At 62.7% G+C, this 22,186-nt stretch carries 19 protein-coding genes; 4 read left to right on the top strand and 15 right to left on the bottom strand.

The features are described from left to right. Nucleotides 1-76: 76 nt before the first annotated feature. Together AC1M7R_RS24690 and AC1M7R_RS24685 are read right to left on the bottom strand one after the other, a co-directional pair. Nucleotides 77-1,381, bottom strand: coding sequence for a CitMHS family transporter (locus AC1M7R_RS24690; RefSeq protein ID WP_490610012.1), 1,305 nt, complete (start codon nucleotides 1,379-1,381; stop codon nucleotides 77-79). A gap of 212 nt (nucleotides 1,382-1,593) precedes the next feature. Then, entirely contained in the window at nucleotides 1,594-2,676 is a 1,083-nt protein-coding gene (locus AC1M7R_RS24685; RefSeq protein ID WP_072431260.1) for a 4-oxalomesaconate tautomerase, read from the bottom strand. Nucleotides 2,677-2,843: 167 nt separating this feature from the next. On the opposite strand from AC1M7R_RS24685, the gene AC1M7R_RS24680 reads away from it, so the two are divergent. Continuing rightward, nucleotides 2,844-3,734 carry a LysR family transcriptional regulator gene (locus AC1M7R_RS24680; protein ID WP_076407026.1) on the top strand — a complete coding sequence of 297 codons (891 nt, stop codon included), beginning with the start codon at nucleotides 2,844-2,846 and terminating at the stop codon, nucleotides 3,732-3,734. 40 nt (nucleotides 3,735-3,774) lie between these two features. On the opposite strand, the gene AC1M7R_RS24675 is transcribed toward AC1M7R_RS24680, so the two are convergent. From AC1M7R_RS24675 to AC1M7R_RS24635, 9 genes are all read right to left on the bottom strand, one after another. Then, nucleotides 3,775-4,926: a TIGR03364 family FAD-dependent oxidoreductase gene (locus AC1M7R_RS24675; RefSeq protein ID WP_072431261.1), complete on the bottom strand. Its 1,152-nt coding sequence runs from the start codon at nucleotides 4,924-4,926 to the stop codon at nucleotides 3,775-3,777. A 78-nt stretch (nucleotides 4,927-5,004) separates the two neighbouring features. Next, the gene (locus AC1M7R_RS24670) at nucleotides 5,005-6,024 is read right to left on the bottom strand and encodes a putative 2-aminoethylphosphonate ABC transporter substrate-binding protein (protein WP_337349544.1); all 1,020 of its coding nucleotides are present in this window, start codon (nucleotides 6,022-6,024) and stop codon (nucleotides 5,005-5,007) included. 50 nt (nucleotides 6,025-6,074) lie between these two features. Next, entirely contained in the window at nucleotides 6,075-6,902 is an 828-nt protein-coding gene (phnX, locus tag AC1M7R_RS24665) for a phosphonoacetaldehyde hydrolase (RefSeq protein WP_072431262.1), read from the bottom strand. A gap of 17 nt (nucleotides 6,903-6,919) precedes the next feature. Then, a complete protein-coding gene (locus AC1M7R_RS24660) occupies nucleotides 6,920-8,629 on the bottom strand; it encodes a putative 2-aminoethylphosphonate ABC transporter permease subunit (RefSeq protein WP_410000446.1) in 1,710 nt (569 codons plus the stop codon). Then, on the bottom strand, nucleotides 8,629-9,669 hold the full coding sequence (locus AC1M7R_RS24655) for a putative 2-aminoethylphosphonate ABC transporter ATP-binding protein (RefSeq protein WP_072391776.1): 1,041 nt from the start codon (nucleotides 9,667-9,669) through the stop codon (nucleotides 8,629-8,631). Before AC1M7R_RS24655 ends, AC1M7R_RS24660 begins: the two co-directional genes overlap by 1 nt. 120 nt (nucleotides 9,670-9,789) lie before the next feature. After that, entirely contained in the window at nucleotides 9,790-10,653 is an 864-nt protein-coding gene (locus AC1M7R_RS24650; RefSeq protein WP_072391773.1) for a LysR family transcriptional regulator, read from the bottom strand. A 147-nt stretch (nucleotides 10,654-10,800) separates the two neighbouring features. Further along, the gene (locus AC1M7R_RS24645; protein ID WP_490610011.1) at nucleotides 10,801-12,243 is read right to left on the bottom strand and encodes an aldehyde dehydrogenase family protein; all 1,443 of its coding nucleotides are present in this window, start codon (nucleotides 12,241-12,243) and stop codon (nucleotides 10,801-10,803) included. A 6-nt stretch (nucleotides 12,244-12,249) separates the two neighbouring features. Then, a complete protein-coding gene (locus AC1M7R_RS24640; protein WP_490610010.1) occupies nucleotides 12,250-13,023 on the bottom strand; it encodes a creatininase family protein in 774 nt (257 codons plus the stop codon). A 50-nt stretch (nucleotides 13,024-13,073) separates the two neighbouring features. Then, on the bottom strand, nucleotides 13,074-14,399 hold the full coding sequence (locus AC1M7R_RS24635; protein ID WP_072391766.1) for an MFS transporter: 1,326 nt from the start codon (nucleotides 14,397-14,399) through the stop codon (nucleotides 13,074-13,076). A 128-nt stretch (nucleotides 14,400-14,527) separates the two neighbouring features. Here AC1M7R_RS24635 and AC1M7R_RS24630 point away from each other — a divergent pair, with 128 nt between their 5' ends. Then, a complete protein-coding gene (locus tag AC1M7R_RS24630; protein ID WP_072458891.1) occupies nucleotides 14,528-15,463 on the top strand; it encodes a LysR family transcriptional regulator in 936 nt (311 codons plus the stop codon). A gap of 8 nt (nucleotides 15,464-15,471) precedes the next feature. Here the strand turns inward: AC1M7R_RS24630 and AC1M7R_RS24625 are convergent, their stop codons facing one another. The 4 genes from AC1M7R_RS24625 to AC1M7R_RS24610 all read right to left on the bottom strand — a co-directional run bounded on the left by AC1M7R_RS24625 (nucleotide 15,472) and on the right by AC1M7R_RS24610 (nucleotide 19,470). Then, nucleotides 15,472-16,146 (bottom strand): GntR family transcriptional regulator, encoded by a 675-nt coding sequence (locus tag AC1M7R_RS24625; RefSeq protein ID WP_072391760.1) that lies wholly within the window; start codon nucleotides 16,144-16,146, stop codon nucleotides 15,472-15,474. A 159-nt stretch (nucleotides 16,147-16,305) separates the two neighbouring features. Beyond that, a complete protein-coding gene (locus AC1M7R_RS24620; protein WP_490610009.1) occupies nucleotides 16,306-17,589 on the bottom strand; it encodes an aspartate aminotransferase family protein in 1,284 nt (427 codons plus the stop codon). Continuing rightward, entirely contained in the window at nucleotides 17,579-18,589 is a 1,011-nt protein-coding gene (locus AC1M7R_RS24615; RefSeq protein WP_072391754.1) for a transketolase family protein, read from the bottom strand. The genes AC1M7R_RS24620 and AC1M7R_RS24615 overlap by 11 nt, the downstream gene beginning before the upstream one ends. Beyond that, nucleotides 18,586-19,470, bottom strand: a complete 885-nt coding sequence (locus tag AC1M7R_RS24610; protein WP_072391751.1) for a transketolase — start codon at nucleotides 19,468-19,470, stop codon at nucleotides 18,586-18,588. Before AC1M7R_RS24610 ends, AC1M7R_RS24615 begins: the two co-directional genes overlap by 4 nt. A 187-nt stretch (nucleotides 19,471-19,657) precedes the next feature. Between AC1M7R_RS24610 and AC1M7R_RS24605 the strand changes: the two genes are divergently transcribed. After that, nucleotides 19,658-21,049 carry an aminotransferase gene (locus AC1M7R_RS24605; protein WP_072431265.1) on the top strand — a complete coding sequence of 464 codons (1,392 nt, stop codon included), beginning with the start codon at nucleotides 19,658-19,660 and terminating at the stop codon, nucleotides 21,047-21,049. Continuing rightward, nucleotides 21,049-22,155 carry an ABC transporter ATP-binding protein gene (locus AC1M7R_RS24600; protein WP_490610008.1) on the top strand — a complete coding sequence of 369 codons (1,107 nt, stop codon included), beginning with the start codon at nucleotides 21,049-21,051 and terminating at the stop codon, nucleotides 22,153-22,155. The genes AC1M7R_RS24605 and AC1M7R_RS24600 overlap by 1 nt, the downstream gene beginning before the upstream one ends. Nucleotides 22,156-22,186 lie beyond the last annotated feature (31 nt).

Genomic DNA, 22,186 nt, shown 5'->3' with positions numbered 1-22,186 from the left:
TGTTATTGGACGTGCAGCCCGGCGCACACCTCGACGGCGAGGTGTGCCAGGCAGGAAGGCGCAAGGGTCGGGTCGATCAGGAAAACAGTGTCAACGCCCCGGTCAGCAGGGCCAGCGCGGTAATCACCAGGGAAGTCAGCACGGCCCACTTGACGGTGGCTTTCTGGAAATCCCCCAGGTCGCGATCGACCATGCCCACCAACAACAGGGTCGAAGCCACCAGCGGACTCATCAGGTGCACCGGCTGACCGAGGATGGAGGCCCGTGCGATTTCCACCGGATCGATCCCGTAGGCCGCCGCGGCGTTGGCCAGGATCGGCACCACGCCGAAGTAATAGGCATCGTTGGACAGGACGAAGGTCAGCGGCATGCTGGTGATCGCAACCACCAGCGGGAACAGATGTCCCCAGGATGGCGGGATCCAGTCGACCAGGGTCTGCGCCAGCGCGTCGACCATTTTTGTCCCGGAAAAAATCCCGGCGAAGATGCCTGCGGCAAACACCAGCAGCACCACCGTCATGGCATTGCCCGAGTGGGCAAGAATGCGTTCTTTCTGAATATCCAGTTGCGGATAGTTGATCATCAGCGCCAGGACGAAACCGATCAGGAACAGGATCGCCGAATGCATGAGCCCCATCACCAGGGCGACCATCACCGCGATCACCAGCAGCAGGTTGACGTAGGCCAGTTTCGGACGCTTGTGCGGGGTGTCTTCGATGATCGCCTGGATATAGCAATCCCCACCACCGCTCTGCAACTGGATGTTACCGATGCGCTTGCGCTCGGCGCGGCCCAGCACAAAGGCCGTGAACACCACCCACATGGCCCCGCCGATCATGGTCGGCAACAGCGGTACGAAATAGTCGCCGGCATCCAGGCCCAGGGCCGCGATCGCGCGGGTCGCCGGCCCGCCCCAGGGCGTCATGCCGCTCATGATGCTCAACGAAAGCATCGCCACGGTCGCCAGGATCATGGGGTTCATGCCGATACGCTTGTACAGGGGCAGCATGGCGGCGCAGGTAATCATGTAGGTCGTCGTGCCGTCACCGTCCAGTGCCACCACCAGCGACAGCAGTGCCGTACCCACGGCGATTTTCATCGGATCGCCATTGACGCGCTTGAGGATCTTGCGGATCAACGGATCGAACAGGCCGGCGTCGATCATCAGGCCAAAGAACAGGATCGCGAAAAGCAACAGCGCAGCCGAAGGAGCGACCATCTTCAAGCCGTCCAGCATCATCTTGCCGGTGGTCCCGCCAAAGCCGCCGATGACCGCAAAGACGATTGGCACCACCGTCAAGGCCACGATGGGCGACAGCCGTTTGGTCATTATCAGGAAGGTGAAGACCACCACCATGGCCAAGCCAAGTAAAGCGAGCATATGTCAGATCTCTTGTTGTTATTCAGTAGCCTTACCAACATCCGGGCGCACGGCTCCAACCTGCCAGGCAATAGGCTGAGTGTGCCTGGCAGAGGTCATTCATGTCGTCCCGCCCTGATATTGAATTTGCCGTGCCCGGCTAGGTGTGTTGCGCGACTTTCATGGCATCACCCATTCTTGCAATTGTGCTGATGCAACGACCCGGCAGCCGGCTAACCCGCCAGCCGGTGCGAAGCCTTGGCGTAGACGAAACCGGAAAAGAGCCGGCGTGCGGTACGCACCACCGAGGCGCGGATGGTCTCCCCGTGTTCGCCGACGTAGGACAGAACGACATCGATCGCACCGCTCGGGTGCTCGATGCGAACCCGCTGCAAGCGAGGCTCGCCTGGGCCGCCGGTCAGTCGTGCGGCGACGCTGCCTTCGGTTACACACGCGGTGGCAAGGCCGATGGAGCCTGTGATCGCCAGCGCCCGATGACAGTTGTGTGGCATGAAATAACGCACCTGCAGTGTCCCGCCGGAGCTGGCTGGCGACACCAGGACCGGCTTGGGAATCACCTTGTCGCTGACGTCCCCCAGGCCCATGGCCAGGCCGGCCTTGAGCCGCAGGGATTCAAGGCGCTGCAGGAAGTCGTGGTCGGCATCCAGTTCGGCGGGGCTTTCGTCGCCGCGCTTGCCGAGCTGGCTGGCCTCGACGATCACCATGGGCATCGCCATATCGATGCAGGTCACCGGGATGCCGTCGATCAGGTCCAGCACCTGGCCGGTGGGAAACAGTTTGCCCGTCTTGCTGCCGGCCGCATCCAGGAATGTCAGTTGCACTGGCGCGGCGGTGCCCGGTACGCCATCGATGGCCGTGTCGCCTTCATAGCTGACCTTGCCCCCAGGGGTCTGCACCTCGGAAACGACGAAAGTCCCGGTATTGAGGTTGCGAATGCGCACCCGAGTCAGGTCGCCACCGGCCTTGACCAACCCTTGTTCGATGGCAAAGGGACCCACCGCACAGAGCATGTTGCCGCAGTTGGGCGCGGTGTCGACCCGACGCTGGGAAACCATCACCTGGACGAACAGGTAATCGACGTCCGCCTCGGGGTGCAGCGAGGGGCTGACGATCGCCACCTTGCTGGTTTGCGGGCTGCCCCCCCCGATGCCGTCGATCTCCAGTTCATGGCCGGAACCCATCAGATCGAGCAGCAGCTCGTCACGCTCGGTGACGGAGGCCGGCAGATCCCAGGCGAGAAAGACCGGTCCTTTGGAGGTACCGCCGCGCATGAGCACACAAGGAATACGTTGCATGAACACTAACTCTTGTTGATCAATCTGGATAATTGATGTTCTAGAGGCAAGAGTGGCAGGGTTTAAAAAGTGTTTCCAATGCAAAGATCGGCGCGTTTATTGCGTTTTACAAATGAATAGCCTTAGGATGATTTGCAAGACACGTCGCGAGCTTGAGTGGAACCTGCATGGAATATGAACTTCAGGACATACGATCTTTCGTCAAGATCGCCGAACTTGGCAGCTTTCACGAAGCAGCCGATGCACTGCACCTGTCACAGCCGGCGCTGAGCCGACGGATGAAAAAACTCGAGGAAGGGTTGGGGACGGCTTTGCTGGATCGCACCACCCGCAAGGTCAGCCTGACCAGTGTCGGCCGTGATTTCCTGCCCAAGGCGCGGCGCCTGCTGGACGATTTCGACGATTCGATCCTCAACATCCGCGAGTTGGCGCAGCGGCAGATCGGCCGGGTGACCCTGGCGTGCATCCCAACGGCCGCCTTCTACTTCCTGCCCTCGGTGATCCGCCTGTACAACGAGCGTTATCCGAAGATCCGCATACGCCTGCTGGACCTGAGTGCCAACGAAGGTTTGGAGGCGGTCCTGCGCGGCGAAGCCGACTTCGGCATCAACATGATGAGCGGCCAGCACCCGGACATCGAATTCGTGCCGCTGGTCAACGAACCCTTCGTCCTGGCGTGCCGCCGCGATCATGAACTGGCAGGACGCAGCGCCGTCACCTGGTCGGAACTGAGCGACTACCGACTGATCGGCGTGGGACGACTGAGCGGTAACCGGATGCTGCTCGATCATGCCTTGTCGGGCCTGAGCTGGCGCCCCCAGTGGTTTTACGAAGTACAACACCTGTCCACGTCGCTGGGGTTGGTCGAGGCTGGCCTTGGCGTGTCGGCGATGCCCAGCCTGGCGATGCCGGCCGGAGACCACCCGACACTGGTCAGCGTACCGCTGGTGGAGCCGGTGGTGAACCGCTCACTGGGGCTGGTCTATCGACGCGGCGCGTCACTGTCCCCTGCCGCCGAGAAATTCGTCTCGATTCTGCTCGAGCAGTGGCCACAGTGAGCCTCGTGCGGGGCGCTGATGCGCCCCGCCGGAACCGCATTCAGCTGGATACGGGCCACGCCCCCTCCCCCAGCAACGCCGCAACGGTCCGCTCGCCCAGGCCGAGCCCCACGCTCATGCCCAGGCCGGTGTGCATCAACACGGCGGTTACACCGTCGGCGGCAGGCAACACACTGAACGGGCCTGGGCCGCGAGCACCATAGACGCCCTGCCAGCGCTCCAATACTTGCAGGCGTCCACCCAGGGTGTGCTCCGCCAGGTCGATCAGCAGGTTATCCACGTCCTCTTGGTTGAATGGCGCGGCATCTGTGCCGTAGTCGTGAGAATCGCCGATGATCAACTCGCCATGGGGTGTAGGGCTGATCAACAGATGGATGCCATGCTTTTCCAGTTGCGGGTAATCACGCTGGATTTCCCGGCGGATCGCATCGGCCTCGGGCAGGTCGCTGAAGGCGCCGTAGTGCACGCAACTCAGTCCCGTGAGCACCGCGTGGCGCAGATCCAGAGGCTGCGCCAGGCGCGCCCGCAACATCTGCAAACGACAGACTGACGGTCTCAACGCAGCCATCTGCTCGGCCAGTAGCGTCTGATAATCGTGACCGGAGCAGACGATGATCTGGCCTGCCGAAAAGCGGCCTGCCGTGGTCAAGGCGCTGCCAGGTCCGACGTCCCGTACCAGCGTCGAGAAGTGGAATTCGACGCCCTGCCCAGCCAGGTAGTCGATGATTTGTGGCAGCGCCTGCCGGGAGAACAACTGCTGATCGTCGAGCCCATGCAGAGCCGCGCGGTGATGGACGAAGCGGCCTTGGTAGAGGTTGTCCAGGGCCGGGCCGCGCAGCAGCTCAGTGCGGTAGCCCAGTTCCTCGGCACGGCCAAGGCAGAACGCGTCCAGCATGGCCTCCTCGGCCTCGGTGCGAGCGAACACCAGTGAACCCTGTTGTCTGATCGCCAGCCCGGCCGCCCTGCCCAGCTCGGCCCAGAGCCCGTGGGACTGACGCGCGAGGTCGAGCATGGGCCCGGGAGCCTGGCCCGTGACCAGTGCCTGGCCAAAATTGCGGATGGATGCACCCAGCGGTGTATGGCTGCGTTCGAATACCCGGACCTTGAGGCCGCGACGCATGCCTGCCCAGGCATGGGCGAGGCCCAGGATGCCGGCGCCTACGATCAGCAGGTCACAGTCGTGCTGATGCATGGAAATCTCCTTGATGGGGGAAGTGGCCGCCGGGGCGGCCAGGTGAGTCACGATGGAAGGCGCGGATGAGTGCGCCGCTTACTGGCTGACCGGCTCGGACTTGCCGTCATAGCGCTTGCGCCATTCGGTCAGGATGCGATCGCGGTTCTGGGAGGCCCAGTTGAAGTCGTTCTTGATCAGGCGCTGTTCGTAGTCGGCCGGCAGTTCCTGGAACCGTTCGGCGATACCTGGCTGGGCCAGTACGGCAAAGTTGGCCTTGTACAGGTCCATGGCTTCGCGGCTGGCAGCAAAGTCCGCGAGTTTCCTCGCGGCGTCCAGATGCCGGGTGCCCTTGATGATCGCGCTTGCCTCGATCTCCCAACCCAGGCCTTCCTTGGGCAGTACGATGGCCAGCGGCGCCCCCTTGCGCTTGAGCTGCACCGCCGGATACTCGAAGGAAATACCGATGGGAAACTCCCCCGCCGCGGCCTGCTTGCAAGGCTTGGAACCGGAATGAGTGTATTGGCCGATGTTCTGGTGCAACTGGTCCATGTAGGCCCATCCACCGTCTTCGCCAAAGGTCTGCAGCCAGGCGCTGACGTCCAGGTAGCCGGTACCTGAGGACGCCGGGTTGGGCATGACGATCTTGCCCTTGTAGACCGGGTCGGTCAGGTCTTCCCATCTGGTCGGCTTCGGCAGCCCCTGTTTTTCGGCTTCGATGGTGTTGAAGCAGATGCTCGCGGCCCACACATCCATGCCCACCCAGGACGGTGGATTGTCGCTGTCACGATAATGGGCACCGATCTTGTCCAGGCTGGCCGGTGCGTAGGCTTCGAGCATGCCCTGCTGCTTGAGGATGGCCAGGCTGGAGCCCGCCAGTCCCCAGACGGCATCCGCCTGGGGACGGTCTTTTTCGGCCAGCAGCTTGGCGGTGACGACCCCGGTGGAGTCACGTACCCACTTGATGCGGATATCCGGGTGTTGTTTCTCGAATGCCTGCTGGTAGGGCTTGAGTTGTTCGACTTCCAGCGCGCTGTAGACCGTCAGCTCGGTGGCGGCCTGTGCATGCAGGGCGCCGGCGGCGAGCAGGCCGGCGGCAAGGGCGATGCGCTTGAACATGGTGTGGTTCCTGTGGGTGAAGGATGGGCGAGCGAACAGGGAAAACAGCTTCAGCAGCCTTGCGGACTTTCACCGCGAGCCAAGCGCGCGTTGATAGCGTCGACGACCGGTGGCAGGTCGGCCAGAGTGTCGATCAGGTAATGGGGGCGGCTGCTGGCGAACAAGTCATCGATCCGTTGACGCTCGGCCTCCAGCCGTTCATTGGGCAACGCCTGGTATTGCGCCCAGGTGAGGCCCAGGAAGTTACCCGAGAAACGCAGCGCCACCGTCCACATGCCGGCGCAGCGCCCTTCGAGAATGCCAGGTTCGGTGTCGTCGACCTTGACGCAGGCGGCCACGTCGTCGAGCCCCAGGGCAATCACATTGGCCAGCGCCTGGGCCGGACTCGGGCGGCCCTTGGGCACTTCGTCGGTGGCGACGACGTGGTCCGGTCGATAGCCGGCCGCAGCCGCCAGTTCGACCACCTGCTGCATGACCCCCTTGGGATAGCCAGAACAACTGCCAATCTTCAGGCCGCGTTCACGCAGGCTCGCTACGGTCGCCAGGGCGCCGGGAATCGGCGCGCTGTGCTCGGCGACCCTGGCGATCTGCAGGGGCATGAAGCGCTCGTAGATGGCCGTCACGTCGGCATCGCTCGGCCGGCGCCCGAAACGCTTCTCGAAGCGCTCGGCCACAGCAGGCTGGTCGCACAGGGTGCGGATGTGATCCCACTTGCCCATGCCCATGGGACCACGGGCTTCAGCCAGGCTGACGGCGATGTCGAATTCGGCGAATGCCTCGACGAAAATCCGCGTCGGAGCGAAGGAGCCGAAATCGACCACGGTTCCCGCCCAGTCGAGAATGACGGCCTGGAGACGATCAGGGTGTTGGTAGTGCATGGCAGTACTCCGCGAGATCAGAGGCCCGGCGCCGCGCGCCAGGCCTGGGAGCGGCGCGACAGACCACGCGAAGCCCAGGCCAGCAGGAGCGACACGCTGGCACAGGTGAGAAGAATGAGGGTCGACATGGCGGCGGCACCGCCGACGTTGCCAGCATCGTCCATGTTCAGCACGGCGACGGATGCCACCATGCTGTCCGGGCTATAGAGGAAGATCACCGCCGATACGGTGGTCATCGCCGAAACGAACAGATAGCGGACGATGTCCAGCAGCGCCGGCAGGCAGATGGGCACCGTCACGCGCAGGAAATGTCGCAGCAGCGGTACCTTGAGCGACAGCGCGGCGGACTCGAATTCAGCATCGAGCTGACGCAACGCGGTGGCGGCAGTCATCTGCGCCGTGGTCAGGAAATGCGCCACGGTGCATACCACCAGCAACCCCAGGCTGCCGTAGAGCCCATGCAAGGGATTGGCCGGCAGGTTGAAAAAGAATACATAACCCAGCCCGAGCACCAGGCCGGGTACGGCCATGGGAATGAAGCACAGCAGGCGCAGCACTTGCGTCAACGGGTTCTGCCGGGTCTTTTCCAGGAGGTAGCTGCCGGTGAAAATCGCCACGCTGCCGAACAACGCTGTCGCGGTGGCCAGCACCAGGCTGTTGCGATAGGCCAGCCAACCGCCGGGAAGATCGGAGAACACGTAATTGTCCAGCGATAGCGACAGGTCGTAAGGCCAGAATTTCACCAGCGACGAATACACCGCCATGCCGAACACGCCGAGCAGCAGCGTGCCGACCAGCGCGACCAGCAGCAGAAAGGCGCCATCGCGCCCACTGCGCGGTTGCGGATGATAAACCTGGGCGCGACCACTCATGGCGTCGCGCTGGCGGCGGCGCAGCCAGGAGTCGACGGCGAAGCTGAACAGCGCCGGCAGGAGCAGGAACAACCCAATCAGGGCGCCGCGGCCGAATTGCTGTTGACCCAGTACCGCCTTGTAGGCTTCCAACGCCAGCACCTGGTAATCGCCACCGACCACCACGGGCACGCCGAAGTCGGTGATGCACAGGGTGAACACCAGGCATCCTGCGGCGAATGCCCCCTGGCGGGTGCCGGGCCAGGTGATGCTGCGAAAGGCCCGCCACGGCGACGCCCCCATGCTGGACGCTGCGTCGAACAGTCGTGCGTCCGCCAGCGCGAGGGCGCTGAGCAACACCATCAGGGCATGGGGGAACGTGTAGATGACCTGCCCCAGCACGATGCCCCAGAAACCGTAGAGACTGTCCGGCATCCAGTCACGGAGCATGCCCTGGTTGCCGAACAGGTAGATCAGCGCGATCCCTGGCAACATCGAAGGCGCCAGGAGTGGAAGCAACGATAGGCCGCGCCACAGTTTCTTGCCCGGCAGGCAGGTACGCAGCAAGCCATAGGCGAAACCATAGGCCAGCGGCAACACGATCATCACCACGGTCAGCGCGCTGGTCAGGCTGTTGCCCAGCAGCCAGCGAAAGTGGGCGCTGCGATACAGTTGCGCCGCAGCCGCAAGGCCACCGCCTTGCGTCGGGTCGCCCGCCAGGCCTCGCCAAAGAATGGCCAGCAGCGGCAGCAATACGGCCAGCACCAGCAGCGCCAGCATCACCCATCGGCCACCCAGCACGAATAGCCGGTCGGCCAGGTCCGTCGAACGCCGCGGGGATTTCACCCCCTGCTCCATCATCGCCACCTGTTCCATCAGGCGAACACCTGCAGGCTGCTCGGCGGCAAGGCCACGCGTATCTGCTGGCCGTGCAAATGCGGCAGCGCTTCAGGAGACATTTCCGCCAGCAAGGCGTGGCCCGGCAGGTCCTCCAGCTCGAAGCTCAGGCGACAGCGATTGCCCAAGAAGGTGAGTTCGCGCATGCGCGCCGGGAACAGGTTGTCCTGCTCGAATCGAGGGTTGACCCGTATCGCCTCGGGCCGGCAGAACAGGCGTCCGTCTCCACCGGGCCCGGTATCCGGCAAACGCATGCTCAGGCCACCGACACGGGCATGCTGGCCGTCACGCTGGAACGGCAACCAGTTGCCCTGGCCGACGAATTCGGCCACGAAAGGCGTCGCGGGCGTGTTGTAGACGGCCTGGGGAGTGGCGTACTGCTCGATCCGCCCCTGGTTCATCACCGCGATGCGGTCGGCCATCAGCATGGCCTCTTCCTGATTGTGGGTGACCATCAGGGTGGTGATGCCAAGCCGGCGTTGCAGGGCGCGCAGCTCGCCGCACAGATGCTCGCGCACCTGGGCATCGAGGGCCGACATCGGCTCATCGAGCAGCAGCAGCGAGGGACCCGGCGCCAGTGCGCGGGCCAATGCCACGCGTTGCTGCTGTCCGCCTGAAAGTTGTGCGGGGTATTTGTGCCCACTGCCCCCCAGGCTGACCAACTCGAGCATTTCATCGACCCGGCGGCGCACCTCATCGCGCCCACGGCCAGACAGGCCATAAGCGATGTTCTGAATGACCGTCAGGTTGGGGAACAGCGCGTAGGACTGGAACAGAATGCCGTAGTCACGCGCCTGTGGCGGTAGCGTCGAGACGTCTCGCGCGGCGAAATGCAGGCTGCCCTGCCCCTGGCGCTCCAGGCCGGCGATACAGCGCAGCAGTGTGGTCTTGCCGCAGCCGGACGGCCCGAGCAGACAGACCAGTTCGCCGGCCTTGACCTCCAGCGATACGCCGTCCAGCGCCTTGAAAGTGCCGAAGCCCTTGTGAATGTCGCGCAGTTGCAAGTCGACGGTAGCCATGCCAGGAATCTCGTTTGGAATCGAACGAGGGTCATCTTGGGTCCGGCTTGCGAAGGCTTTATGGCAGTTGGGCAAAAGTTGCCGATAGTGATATCGGCGTTTTTTGTGACGACGCCCTGGTCAGGCCTCGGTCGACTCCCGGGCGATGGCCAGGAAAGCCGCCGGCAGGCGTGCTTGGCGGCGTTCTCGCAGGCAATAGAGATACTCAGGAATGAGAGGCGCGTCATCCAGGGCGATCACCCGCAGCTCCTGATTGTCCGGAACCTCATGGCGGGCGATGACACTGATGCCGATATTGCGCAGCACCGCCTCGCGTATCGACTCGCGGCTGCCGATTTCCAGCAGCGGCCCCTGCGCGACTGCGGCCTTGCGCAGCATCTGCTCGGTGAGCTGGCGGGTGGTCGAGCCCACTTCGCGCATCAACAGGCAGTGCCCGGCCAGGGCCGAGGGCGGCAATCGCGTGTGCTTGGCCAGCGGATGGCTGCGGTGCACGGCCAGCACCAGAGGGTCCTCGCCCAGCAGCAGACGGGTGAAGCGCGGGTCTTCCTCCAACTGCGAGGATGCGGCCACGTCAACGCGATACTCTTCCAGCGCCTCGATCACCTGGAGCGAGTTGCCTATGTCCATGGTCACCTGGATCTGCGGCATGCGCTCGCGAAAGCGCCTGACCAGATCGAGCATGTAGTAAGGCGCGGTCGCGGCGATGCGCAAGGTACCCTGCAGCTGGCCGCAGTTATGCAGGTAGAACTCGATATCGGCTTCCTGCTGCAGCAGCGCCTGGACCATGGGCAACAGGCGCGCGCCATCCTCGCTCAGGGTGAACCGTCGGCCGCCGCGGTAGAACAGCTCGACCCCATACTGTGCTTCCAGGTTGCGAATCTGGGTGGTGACGGTGGGCTGGCTGAGGCCGAGCTTTTTCGCTGCATGGGTAATGCTGCCCAGGCGGGCGACCATATGGAAGGACTTGAGCTCGGCAGAAAGCATCCGTTGACAGCTCCTTGGGCCAGGCAGGCATTTGGGTGACTTGAGGCACGAAGGCGAATGGTAGGCTGCCGACGTAGCGAAGGCCACCTGAGTTTTGCCCGCGAGATTGAAGGGTCATCCCGTCGCCATCAACCGAACCGGACCCGATCACATGGTCGCGCCAGGCCCGGGCTGATCCGATACGATGCTTTTGGCCTCGAGAAACGCCTCCAGGCCAAAGACCCCGAACTCCCGACCTACACCGGACTGCTTGACCCCGCCGAACGGGGCAAGCAATTCCGGCGCGATTCTGTTGATCAACACCGAGCCGGCCTGCAGTCCGGCCGCCACGTGGCGTGCGCGTTCCGGTCGCCGGGAAAACACGTAGGCCTGCAAGCCGTAGAGGCTGGCATTGGCGATTTCCACCGCCTGCTCTTGCGAGTCATAGGCGATGATCGATATCACGGGGCCAAAAATCTCCTGTTGGGCGATATCCATGTCGTTGCTGACCTCGGCAAACACCGTAGGCCTGACGAAATAGCCCCTGTCCAGGCCGACCGGCCTGCCCTCCCCGCCGATGACCAGCTTCGCCCCCTGGGCCAACCCACGGCGGATGAAACCTTGCACGCGGTCATATTGCGTCTGGCTGACCAGGGGGCCGATGAGGGTGGATGGATCCTGCGGATTGCCGACGACCATCGCTTCTACCAGGTTCTTCACCCGGTCGATGATGAGCTTGGCCTGCCTGCGCGGCACCAGTAGCCGCGTGCCGGCGACACACGCCTGGCCGTTGTTCATGAACGCGGCATTCAGTGCCAGGGGAATGGCGATGTCGAGATCGGCATCATCCAGGATGATGGACGCTGACTTCCCCGAGAGCGAGAGGCTGACGCGCTTCATCGTCTCGATGCCGGCGCGAGCGATCAGTTTGCCGGTGGCGGTGGAGCCCGTGAATGAAATTTTTGCGACCTCCGGGTTCGTGCTGATTTCTTCACCGACATCGCTGCCACGTCCCAGCAGAATGTTGAAGACGCCCTCAGGCAAACCCGCACCGTGCAACGCTTGGGCAAGCACATCGGTCTGCAGCGGGCTCAGCTCACTGGGCTTGATGACCGAAGCACAGCCAGCGGCGATGGCCGATGCCAGCTTGCTGCAAATCGTCCCTGCCGTGCTGTTCCAGGGAGCGATCAACGCCGATACGCCCACCGGCTCCATCACGACGGTGGCGTCGCCGACCGTGCGACGCAGCGCATGGTTCTCCAGCACCTGCGCCGCATTGGCGAAAGACTGGGACGCGTAACGGCTGACCCATTGGGCACGGGCAAACGGCGCGCCGTATTCCTCGATGGCCGTGTCGCGAATTTCATCCGTCTTGGCCAGCACAGCGGCCTGTAGCTGTCTGAGCATGTCGATACGCTCGGCCTTGGAGCTGCCGCGCATCGCGACCTGCGCACGGGAGGCCGCGGCGATGGCCTGCCTGGCATCATCACGATTCGCCAAGGTGACCGTACCGATGACCGCCTCGGTCGCCGGGTTGATGCATTCCACCGTTTCGTTGCCCTGGACGGGAACGAATACTCCATCAATGTAACTGTGATCGATCTCCCACATCGTGGCTTACCTGGCTGATTGCAGTGTTTGCGGGTCCGGCATGGCCTCTCGGCTGAAGACTTGCACCTCCTGCACCAGGCCTTGGGCGGCCATCATCACCAGTTGCCGACCTTTTTCCGGGGAGGCTTGCGCCGGGTCCGACCCCATGCGGCCATCCGGATGACGGGCACGGAAATCGGCAGCCTCCCGGATCGGGCCCCAGTTGGCGATCTGTGGCGAGTAGTCCGCCGTCTTGATGGCGTGGGGATAGGCCCATTGGGTCACGGCAATTTCCGACGGTGTCGCATGGATACCGTGGCCAGACGGGAACTGCTCCCGCGCCAGGTCATTGACCCCTTCCAGGTCCCACCAGTTGCACAATTTCAAGGCGAAGCCCGCCGGGCGACGGGCGAAACTCGCCTCGGCATAAAGCTCCGAAAACGCCGCTTCGATTGACGCGATATTGCCGCCATGTCCATTGAGGAAGAATATTTTTTCGAACCCGTGGGCAGCCAGGGAGCGTGTCCAGTCGCCGATGGCGGCGATGAACGTAGAAGGCCTGAGCGAGATCGTCCCCGGAAAACCGAGATGATGCTGGGCCATGCCGATGTTGAAGGTCGGAGCCACCAGGATATCGGCTGTCTGTTGTGCCTGATGGGCGATGATTTCCGGGCACATCCAGTCCGTGCCCAACAGCCCGGTGGGACCGTGCTGCTCGTTGGAGCCGATCGGAATGACGACGGTACGGCTGCGCTGGAGGAAATGCTCGATTTCGGCCCAGGTCGATAAATGCAGAAGCATGTGCGTTCTCTCTCTTGAATGGGTTCCTTGCGGAACACGTGGGTTGACGTTCAAAGCGCCTGTTCGATTCGCCCTGTACCCAGGGTCCGGTCGCGGTGCGCCAACGGTTTGCTCGCGATGATGACGAACGCTGTACACAGAAACACGCAACCGACCGCGACGATGCCGGGGGTCATACTGGCCGTCGATGTCTTTGCCCACCCGATCACCGCGGGGCCCCAGAAGCCGCCGCACAGACCGATGGTATTGATCAGTGCGATGCCGCCCGCTGCCGCCTCGCCCTTGATCAGTTCTGAGGGCATTGCCCACAGGACCGTATAGGCCATGAACATCATGGCAACCGCCAGCGTCAGCAGGACCAGGGAGAACAGCAGGCTCCCATCGGCATAGGGGTACAGGAGCAACGACATTGCCCCGATGCCTGCCGGCACCGCGCAGTGATAGCGGCGCTCTGCGAAGCGATCGGAGCGACGCCCGATCCAGTACATGCCCGCTGCTGCGGCTACATAGGGAATGGCGACATACCAACCCAATTGCATCATGCTCTGGATACCCTGGGCCTTGAGAATTGCCGGCAGCCAGAAACTCATGGCGTAGATCGAAAAAATGATGCAGAAATAGGCGCACGCCAGAATGTAGATCCTGCGATCGCGCAACACGGCCCCGAACGAGTGGCCCCCCTCCGGCCCTGCACCCAGCTCACGCTGCAATAGCTGTTTTTCGCCTGTGCTCAGCCAGCGAGCTTCGGCAGGATGGTTGCAAAGGCAGCAATAGGCGACCACACCCAGCAGGACGCAGGGCAAGCCTTCGATCAGGAACATCCATTGCCATCCGACGAGCCCACCCACGCCTTCGAACGTGGTGATCAGCCATGCCGACAGCGGACCGCCGGCAATGCCGCCCACCGGACCGGCAATGAATACGATCGCAATGGCCCTGGCCATCCGCTTGGGGCCGTACCAGCAAGACAGGTAATAGATCATTCCCGGGGCGAAACCGGCTTCGAAGACACCCAGCAGAAATCGCATGGCGTAGAACATCGGCACATTGCGTACGAACAGCATGCAGGCCGAGGTGATGCCCCATAGCACCAGGATGCGACTGAAGGTCTTTCTGGCCCCCACCTTGGGCAACATCAGGTTGCTGGGCACCTCGAACAGCACATAGCCCAGAAAGAACACACCTGCACCGACACCATATGCAGCGTCGGATAACCCAAGGTCGTTCTGCATCTGCAATTTGGCAAAGCCGACGTTGATCCGGTCCAGATACGCGAAGACGTAGCAGACGAACAGGAGCGGCAACAGGCGCCAGTTGAGTTTGCGGTACAGGGTTGCAAGGGCCGCGGCGGAAGCCGGCGTCACGACGGTCGACATGGGGAGTCTCCAGTTTCTTGTTGCTCTGACGTGCCGAGGATGTTGCGCCGACAACGCAGACAGCAGCAAGAGCAACTATGTTCGTGTATTGTTGCCCTATGAGCAACGCACAAACTGAGGGAGAACCCATGCGCGAGATCAACCAGCAACGCTTGCGGTACTTCCATGAAGTGCTGACCCACGGATCGATCCGTGGCGCGGCGGACAGCATCAACACCTCGCCGTCGGTGATCACCCGTCAGATCAAACTGCTGGAAGAGGAACTGGGCACCCGACTGTTCGAACGCCAGGCCCGCGGCGTCCAGCCCACCGAGGCTGCCGCGCACCTGCTGGAGTTCTGGCGCGGCTATCGATCACACCAGGAGAAGCTCGAAGACCAGCTCCAGGCCATCAAGGGGCTGCAATTGGGACAGGTGCGGGTCGTCATCAGCGAGGGCTATGTCGATACCCTGGTGGACCATGTGCTCGCGCCGTTCTGCAAGCAGTACCCCAAGCTCGACATCCGGTTGGACATATTGCCGGTGGACGACGTGCTGAACGAGATTGCCGAGAATCGTGCGCATATCGGCCTGGCCTACAACCCTCCTGCGCACCCGCATATCGATTACCGAGCGACGTCCCGGCAGCCCGTCATGCTGCTGGTTCGCCCGGACCATGCGCTGGCGTTGCGCGGAGCAATGGCCACCGTCGCCGACCTGCTCGAATGCCGGTTGGTGCTGACACCGACGACCTTCGGGATCGGCCATGCGTTGAAGATGCTCGAGTATGCCGAGAAGATCCAGATCCGCCCGGCGCTGGTCAGCAATTCGTTGGCCGCCCTCAAGCGCCTTGTCGCCTCCGGTGAGTTTGCCTCGCTGTTGGGCGAAGTGGCGGCCTATCGGGAGATTGCCCAGGGCCACCTCGCGGCCGTGGCCATCGACCACCCCTTGTTCCTGGGCGTGGAGGCGAAACTGTTGGTGAAGGCCGGACGCCCGCTGGCGGCACCGGCCCAGGAACTGCTCGACTGGATGCTGCGGCGTTTGCCGATGTTCGCCAGCGGCGACCCTGGCCAGCCAGGTGCTTGAACTGCAGGCTAAGCCGTCTTGCCCTCGGTTTCGTCGATGAATTTCAGGATGCTGATACCGCCACGCAGGATATCGTCGGCGATGGCCTTGCGAGCCTTTGCCGGTTTCCTGTCTCTCAGAGCGTCGATCAACACCAGGTGTTCGTCGGCGCCGATGTAGGAGTTGTGGCCGAAGGTATAGAACAGATTCAGGATCGGGCCCATGGACACCCAGAGGCTCTCGATTTGCGCGGTGAGCATGTCCATGCCCGACAGCCGGTAGAGGGTGAAGTGGAACTCGCGATTGTGATGCATCGCAGCGAGGCCGTCGTTCTGTCGATCGGCTTGTTCGAAGGCATTGTGCAGTTCCAGCAGCTTCGCCAGGTCGGCATCGGTCACATGGTGCGTCGCCAGTTCCGCAGCCAGCCCTTCCAGGGCAATGCGGATGGTACGGACCTCCAGATAGCGCGCCCGGGTCAATGCAGGCACGGTCGCAAACCGGCCGGATCGAAGCTCCAGGCCGCGCTCGCTCACCAGCCGAAGGCATGCTTCACGCACCGGCGTCACACTGGTTCCCAGTCGCTCTGCCAGATCCTGCATGACCAACCGTTCCCCCGGCTTGAAATTGCCGGCGATCAGTCCTTCGCGAATCGAATAGTACGCCCGGGCCGAAAGGTTGCCTTGTTCCAAGGGTTGAATCTGCACAGTTCACTCCTAATGATGACCGTCCCGTGCCATGACAGGACTTTCCCATACCCATACGCGATAAGCCGCCACTTATAACATATAGGCAGCCGAGTTCCGACAAGCGCCCGCACCGAAGGCAGCGGTCAGGCTGCCTCCGGTGCCTGGCGCCAGGAACGATCAGACCAGGGTCTTCAACACGTCCTCCATCACCCCGAGGGACTCATCCAGGATCTCCCGAGTATGAGCGGTGCAGAGGTATAGCCGCTTGAGCTGCATCGGCTGGAAGATAAGCCGCTTCTCGATCAAACGCTGACGAAAGGCCACATCGAGTGCGTCATCGTTGCGCAGCAGCTCCGTGTACTGGCTGTACGGTCCCTCGAAGAAATACAGCAGCCAGGCCGAGCCATAACCGGCGCTCTGTGCGGGAATCCCGAGGCGCTGGACGATGAGGTCCAGCTGGGCACGCATATAGTCGCCCAACTCGAACAGCTTCTCGTAGGTCCCGGGGCGCGCCAACTCTTCAAGAGTCGCCTGCACGGCCGCCAACGTCGAAGGTGTGCCATTGCAGGTGCCGCCCATGAACACGCCCTTGGGCCCGGTCAAACCGATCAAGTGCATCAGTTCCCGTTTACCGGCGATGAACCCTACGGGATAGCCGGATGAGGCGGCCTTGCCGAAGGTGGCCAGGTCCGGGGTCACCCCGACGATGGACTGATAGCCTCCCAATGCATGCCGGAAGCCAGTGATCACCTCATCGAAGATCAGCACGACGCCATGGGCGCTGGTCAGGCTGCGCAGGTCTTTGAGGAATGCATCCGTAGCAGCCACCGCCCCCATGTTGTGAGCGATGGGTTCGACGATGATCGCAGCCACCTCGCCCGGGTGAGCCTTGAGGTACCGCTCCACCGAGTCGGCATCGTTATAGGGCAGGATGATCGTGTATTCGGCGGCGGCGCGCAGGATTCCGTCGGACATCGGATCGAATTGACCGATGCGCTCCCGGGTCGTCTGCCCGTTCATGGCGACATAATCGTGCCAGCCGTGGTAACCGCCCTGGAACTTGATGATCCGTTTGCGTCCCGTCGCCGCGCGGGCCAGTCGCAAGGCGTGATAGGTGGCCTCCGATCCGCTGTTGCAGAATGCGATCTGCTCGGCGCAGGGAATGTACTGGACCAGTGTCTCCGCCACTTCGACTTCCAGGTCGGTGATGCCGGCCCCCATCAGGTCCATGCGCTGGGCGACTTCGAAAACCCGGTCCCGTATCGCCGGATGCCCATGGCCCAGTACATGGGCACCGAATCCACAGTGGAAGTCAGTGTGGCGTTGCCCGTCCGCGTCGAAGAGATAGGCCCCTTGCGCACGTACGAATGCGTAGGGTTGCCCGAGCCTGCGACTGGGGCTCAGGTGTCCACCGGGCAGTACCTTTTGTGCGCGTGCATACCACGCCTGGTTAGCCGACATGACGCTGCTCCTTGCCGGAGAACCGGGCCAGCGCCTGGCGGGTGACGGCTTCGATACCCGCCGCGTCCAGCCGATAGTGACGGTACAGGTGGGTGGGCGGTGCGATCAGGCTGTACTCGTCATGGATACCATGACGGACCAGGCGCACGCCGATGCCCTCATCCGCCAGCACTTCGGCCACAGCGCCTCCCAGGCCGCCGAGTACGTTGTGCTCCTCCACGGTGATGAGCAGGTTCGTTGCGGCGGCAGCCTTCAGGATGGCTTCGCGGTCGATGGGCTTGAGGGTGTGCATGTCGATGACCCCCACCGCCAGGCCGCTATCGGCAAGGGCGTTGGCCGCCTCCAGGGTCGGGTGCAGCATGCTGCCGGTGGCGATCAGGGTCACGTCGGCACCGACGCGATGGACGATGGCCTTGCCGAACTCGAAAGTGACGTTTTGCGGATAGACGTTGGGCTCCTGGCCACGCCCGATGCGGAAATAGATCGGCTGCGGATGATGAATCGATGCGCGGATTGCAGCCGCCAGCTGTGGGCCGTCCGCCGGGGCGACCACCGTGAGGTCGGCGATGCTGCGCATGATCGCGATGTCCTCGGTGGCATGGTGGGAAGTGCCGTAGAACCCCAGGCTGATGCCGGTGTGATGACCGATCAGCCGGACCGGCAGCGCCGAGTACGCCACGTCCATGCGGATCTGCTCGCAGCACAGCAACGCCAGGAACGAAGCGAACGTGGCGACGTAAGGTGTGGTCCCGGTGGTGGCGATGCCCGCGGCGGCACTCACCATGTTCTGCTCGGCGATACCGAACTGGATGAACAGCTCCGGGTGCTTGTCGGCGAAACGGTTGAGGCCGTTGGAGTACTGCAGGTCGGCCGTCCCGACGGCAATCGAGTGGCCGTCGGCAACCAGGTCCAGGAGGCCTTCCGAGAGATAGTCGAGCCCGGGATTGATCGCGTTCAGCTGGCGATACTGCCAGCTGGCCGGCTTGACTGGCGCACTCATTGAACACCTCCATTGACCTTGATTTCTTCGATCGCCAGCGCTTCGTCTTCTGGCGCGAGCCAGCCCAGGTGCCATCCCGGTTCGGTCTCCATGTACCCCACCCCCTTGCCCTTGGCCGTCAGTGCGATCACGCAGACCGGGCGCTCGCGCGCGGGCTGCGCTTTCAACTCACGAAACAGCGTCGCGAGCGCCGCCACGTCATGGCCGTCCACCTCCCTGACATCCCAGCCAAAGGCACGCCATTTATCGGCCAGGGGCTCGATACCCACCACATCGTCGACCTTGCCGTCGAGCTGGTAGCCGTTGCGATCGACGATGGCAATGAGGTTGCCGGTCTTGTGGTGCGCCGCCGCCAGCGCGGCTTCCCAGACCTGCCCCTCCTGCATCTCTCCGTCACCCAGCAATACGTAGACATCGAATGCCTGCCCCCGCAGGCGCGCACCCAGGGCCATGCCCAAACCGCCCGACAAGGCATGACCGATGGACCCCGAGCTGAAATCGATGCCCGGCACCTTGCGCATATCCGGGTGATCGCCCAAGGGGCTGCCCAGTCGGGTGTAATCATCGAGCCAGGCCTTGTCGAAGAAGTCCCAGTCGGCGAGCAACGGGTATAGCCCGACAGCGGCGTGCCCCTTGCCCATCAGGAAGCGGTCGCGCTGCGGCCACTTCGGTTCGCCGCGCTTGAGGCGCATGGCGTCGTAATACAGCGCCGAAAATATTTCGGCGCAGGAAAACACCGAGGTGTAGTGGCCGACCTTGGCGATGGAAATCAGTCGCACCGTTTCGAGACGCACGAACAGCGCGCGTTCTTTCAAACGTGCGACCTGCTCGGGCGTCAACGGCATTACGGGGTCACGAACCGCAGGGTTTGCAGCGGGCATGAGGGCACTCCTGAGTGGGTTGATCGAGGCCTGACGCGGCCTTCTTCTTACAACTTATAAGTTATATCTTGTAGAATCAACCACCGATCGACGGTTTATTTTTTTCTCGTCGAGGGCTTGCGTGACGTTGAATTCAGTGCCAATCATATAAGTTATAAGTGATCAGCAGCCCTCAACGAGGTTTTTCATGATGCAGGAAACGCCCCTTCCCTTAACCGAACTGGCCCGCACAGACGTGCGTTTTCATCTGCATTCGCAGACCAATCTGCGGGCGCATCAACAACATGGCCCGCTGGTCATCGAACGTGGATCGGGGATTCATGTGACGGATGAACATGGTCGCGACTACATCGAGGGGATGTCGGGCCTCTGGTGTGCGGGGCTTGGCTTTTCCAATGCGAGGCTGGTGCAGGCCGCACAGCGCCAGATGTCGGTCTTGCCCTACTACCACACCTTCAACCATCGTGTGCCGAGCGTGGTCGCGCAGTTGGCCGAACGCATTGCCTGCCTGGTGCCGTTCGATAGGCCAAAGGTGTTTTTCGCCTGTTCGGGCTCGGAAGCCAACGACTCGATGATCAAGCTCGCCTGGGCCTATCATCGTGCTCGTGGCCATGGCGACAAGCGCAGGATCATCGCCCACCAGAAAGGTTTCCATGGTTCGACGGTAATGGGCGCCAGCCTGTCGGGGCTGCCCAACATGCACGCGGCGTTCGGCCTGCCCCTGCAAGACAGCGTCCTGCATGTGCAATGTCCGCATTTCTATCGCTACGGTGCCGAAGGAGAAAATGAAGCGCAGTTCACCGAGCGCCTGCTACGGGACCTCGAGCAACGCATCGAGGCCGTGGGCGCGGACTCCATCGCTGCCTTCATCTCCGAACCGGTGATGGGAGCCGGTGGCGTGATCGTGCCGCCGCCAGGTTACTTCGCCGGTGTGCAGGCGATCCTGAAGAAGCACGACATCCTGTTCCTTGCCGACGAGATCATCTGCGGCTTCGGCCGCACCGGCCAATGGTTCGGCCATCAGACCCTGGGTTTTGCGCCTGACATGATGGCCTGTGCCAAGAGCTTGTCATCGGGTTATCAACCGATTTCCTGCGTGGTGGTCGCCGGAGATATCTACACGGCCATCGAAGAACAAAGCCAGCAACTGGGCGGCTTTGGCCACGGCTTTACTTATTCCGGGCACCCGGTGGCGGCCGCCGTTGCCCTTGAAACCCTGACCATCTACGAAGAAATGCGTTTGCCGCAACTCACGCGAGAACTGGGGAGCTTCCTGCACCAGCAACTCGAACCGCTGCTCGACCATCCGCTGATCGGGGAGATTCGGGGGGTGGGCCTGGTGGCCGGACTGGAACTGGTTGCGGACAAACGAACCCGCGCCTCCTTCCCCGTCGACCGCACCATCGGTGTTCAGGTCGAACGGGCCTGTCGGGCGAACGGCCTGATCGTGCGCAACATGGGGGACTCCATTGCCCTGGCCCCGCCTTTCATCATCACTGCCGAAGAGATCGTCGAGCTGGTAGCCCGCCTGAAGCGCGCGCTCGATACCGTCGCCTTGGCCAACGGGTTGTCACTGTGATGAACGCCAAGGTCTCTACCTCCCAAAGCACCCAGCCCCTGATCGAGTTCAATGGGGTCCAGAAAAGCTATGACGGCAAGACCCTGGTCATCAAGGATCTGAACCTGGGCATCAGTCGTGGCGAATTCCTGACCCTGTTGGGCGCCTCGGGCTCCGGCAAGACCACCACGCTGATGATGCTGGCCGGTTTCGAGACGCCAACCCGGGGCGAAATCCGCATGGGCGGCACGCCGATCCAGAAAAAGCCGGCGCATCAGCGTGGCATGGGCATGGTGTTCCAGAACTACGCCTTGTTTCCCCACATGAGCGTCGAGGAAAACCTCGCCTACCCGTTGAAGATGCGTGGCCTCAAGCGCGCCGATCTGCAAGCCAAGGTCAAGCGCGCCATCGACATGGTGCAATTGCATGGCATGCAACAGCGGCGCATCACCGAGCTTTCCGGTGGGCAGCAGCAACGCGTGGCCCTTGCCAGGGCGATGGTCTTCGAGCCCGAGATCATTCTGATGGACGAGCCTCTGGGAGCCCTGGACAAGAATCTTCGCGAACACATGCAGTACGAGATCAAGCAACTGCACAAGTCCCTCGGCGTCACCGTGGTCTACGTGACTCACGACCAGAGCGAAGCCCTGACGATGTCGGACCGGATCGCGGTCTTCCACCAGGGAGATATCGCCCAGATCGGCTCGCCGGCGGCGCTGTACGAACATCCGGAAAACGCCTACGTCGCCAACTTCATTGGCGAGAACAACGTGCTGGTCGGTTCCGCCCGACGGCGCGACGAACAGAGTTGCGAAGTGATCCTGGAAAACGGCCTGCAGCTCACCGGGTCCGCCAAGGCGCTGAAAAACCCTCGACCGGAGCGGGTGGAACTGGTCATCCGCCCGGAGAACATTCGCCTGGGCCCTAGCGAGACCATGCCCTGGCAGGCCACGGTGACCGACACCGTCTACCTCGGCGACCACTTGCGGGTGCACCTGCGCCTGGGCAACGAACAACCCCTGGTGGTGAAAGTGGCCAATAACGCGCTCTTCAAGCAACTGCGGCCCGGTCAGGTGACCGGCTTCGACTGGAGTACCGACGACGCCCATCTATTCGAACTGAACTGATCCACCGTCGCACCCTGAACCATAAGTCTCG

It is taken from the genome of Pseudomonas sp. MS01C9 (assembly GCF_058202755.1).
This window is presented reverse-complemented; position numbering and strand designations above follow the sequence as displayed.

Bases quoted from the DNA above. Each gene is read 5' to 3' on its own strand.
- AC1M7R_RS24690 (WP_490610012.1), bottom strand. From the start codon at position 1,381: ATGCTCGCTTTACTTGGCTTGGCCATGGTGGTGGTCTTCACCTTCCTG.
- AC1M7R_RS24685 (WP_072431260.1), bottom strand. From the start codon at position 2,676: ATGCAACGTATTCCTTGTGTGCTCATGCGCGGCGGTACCTCCAAAGGA.
- AC1M7R_RS24660 (WP_410000446.1), bottom strand. From the start codon at position 8,629: ATGGAACAGGTGGCGATGATGGAGCAGGGGGTGAAATCCCCGCGGCGT.
- AC1M7R_RS24675 (WP_072431261.1), bottom strand. From the start codon at position 4,926: ATGCATCAGCACGACTGTGACCTGCTGATCGTAGGCGCCGGCATCCTG.
- AC1M7R_RS24640 (WP_490610010.1), bottom strand. From the start codon at position 13,023: ATGCTTCTGCATTTATCGACCTGGGCCGAAATCGAGCATTTCCTCCAG.
- AC1M7R_RS24600 (WP_490610008.1), top strand. From the start codon at position 21,049: ATGAACGCCAAGGTCTCTACCTCCCAAAGCACCCAGCCCCTGATCGAG.
- AC1M7R_RS24605 (WP_072431265.1), top strand. From the start codon at position 19,658: ATGATGCAGGAAACGCCCCTTCCCTTAACCGAACTGGCCCGCACAGAC.
- AC1M7R_RS24650 (WP_072391773.1), bottom strand. From the start codon at position 10,653: ATGCTTTCTGCCGAGCTCAAGTCCTTCCATATGGTCGCCCGCCTGGGC.
- AC1M7R_RS24630 (WP_072458891.1), top strand. From the start codon at position 14,528: ATGCGCGAGATCAACCAGCAACGCTTGCGGTACTTCCATGAAGTGCTG.
- AC1M7R_RS24670 (WP_337349544.1), bottom strand. From the start codon at position 6,024: ATGTTCAAGCGCATCGCCCTTGCCGCCGGCCTGCTCGCCGCCGGCGCC.
- AC1M7R_RS24645 (WP_490610011.1), bottom strand. From the start codon at position 12,243: ATGTGGGAGATCGATCACAGTTACATTGATGGAGTATTCGTTCCCGTC.
- AC1M7R_RS24680 (WP_076407026.1), top strand. From the start codon at position 2,844: ATGGAATATGAACTTCAGGACATACGATCTTTCGTCAAGATCGCCGAA.
- AC1M7R_RS24615 (WP_072391754.1), bottom strand. From the start codon at position 18,589: ATGAGTGCGCCAGTCAAGCCGGCCAGCTGGCAGTATCGCCAGCTGAAC.
- AC1M7R_RS24635 (WP_072391766.1), bottom strand. From the start codon at position 14,399: ATGTCGACCGTCGTGACGCCGGCTTCCGCCGCGGCCCTTGCAACCCTG.
- AC1M7R_RS24620 (WP_490610009.1), bottom strand. From the start codon at position 17,589: ATGTCGGCTAACCAGGCGTGGTATGCACGCGCACAAAAGGTACTGCCC.
- AC1M7R_RS24655 (WP_072391776.1), bottom strand. From the start codon at position 9,669: ATGGCTACCGTCGACTTGCAACTGCGCGACATTCACAAGGGCTTCGGC.
- AC1M7R_RS24610 (WP_072391751.1), bottom strand. From the start codon at position 19,470: ATGCCCGCTGCAAACCCTGCGGTTCGTGACCCCGTAATGCCGTTGACG.
- phnX (WP_072431262.1), bottom strand. From the start codon at position 6,902: ATGCACTACCAACACCCTGATCGTCTCCAGGCCGTCATTCTCGACTGG.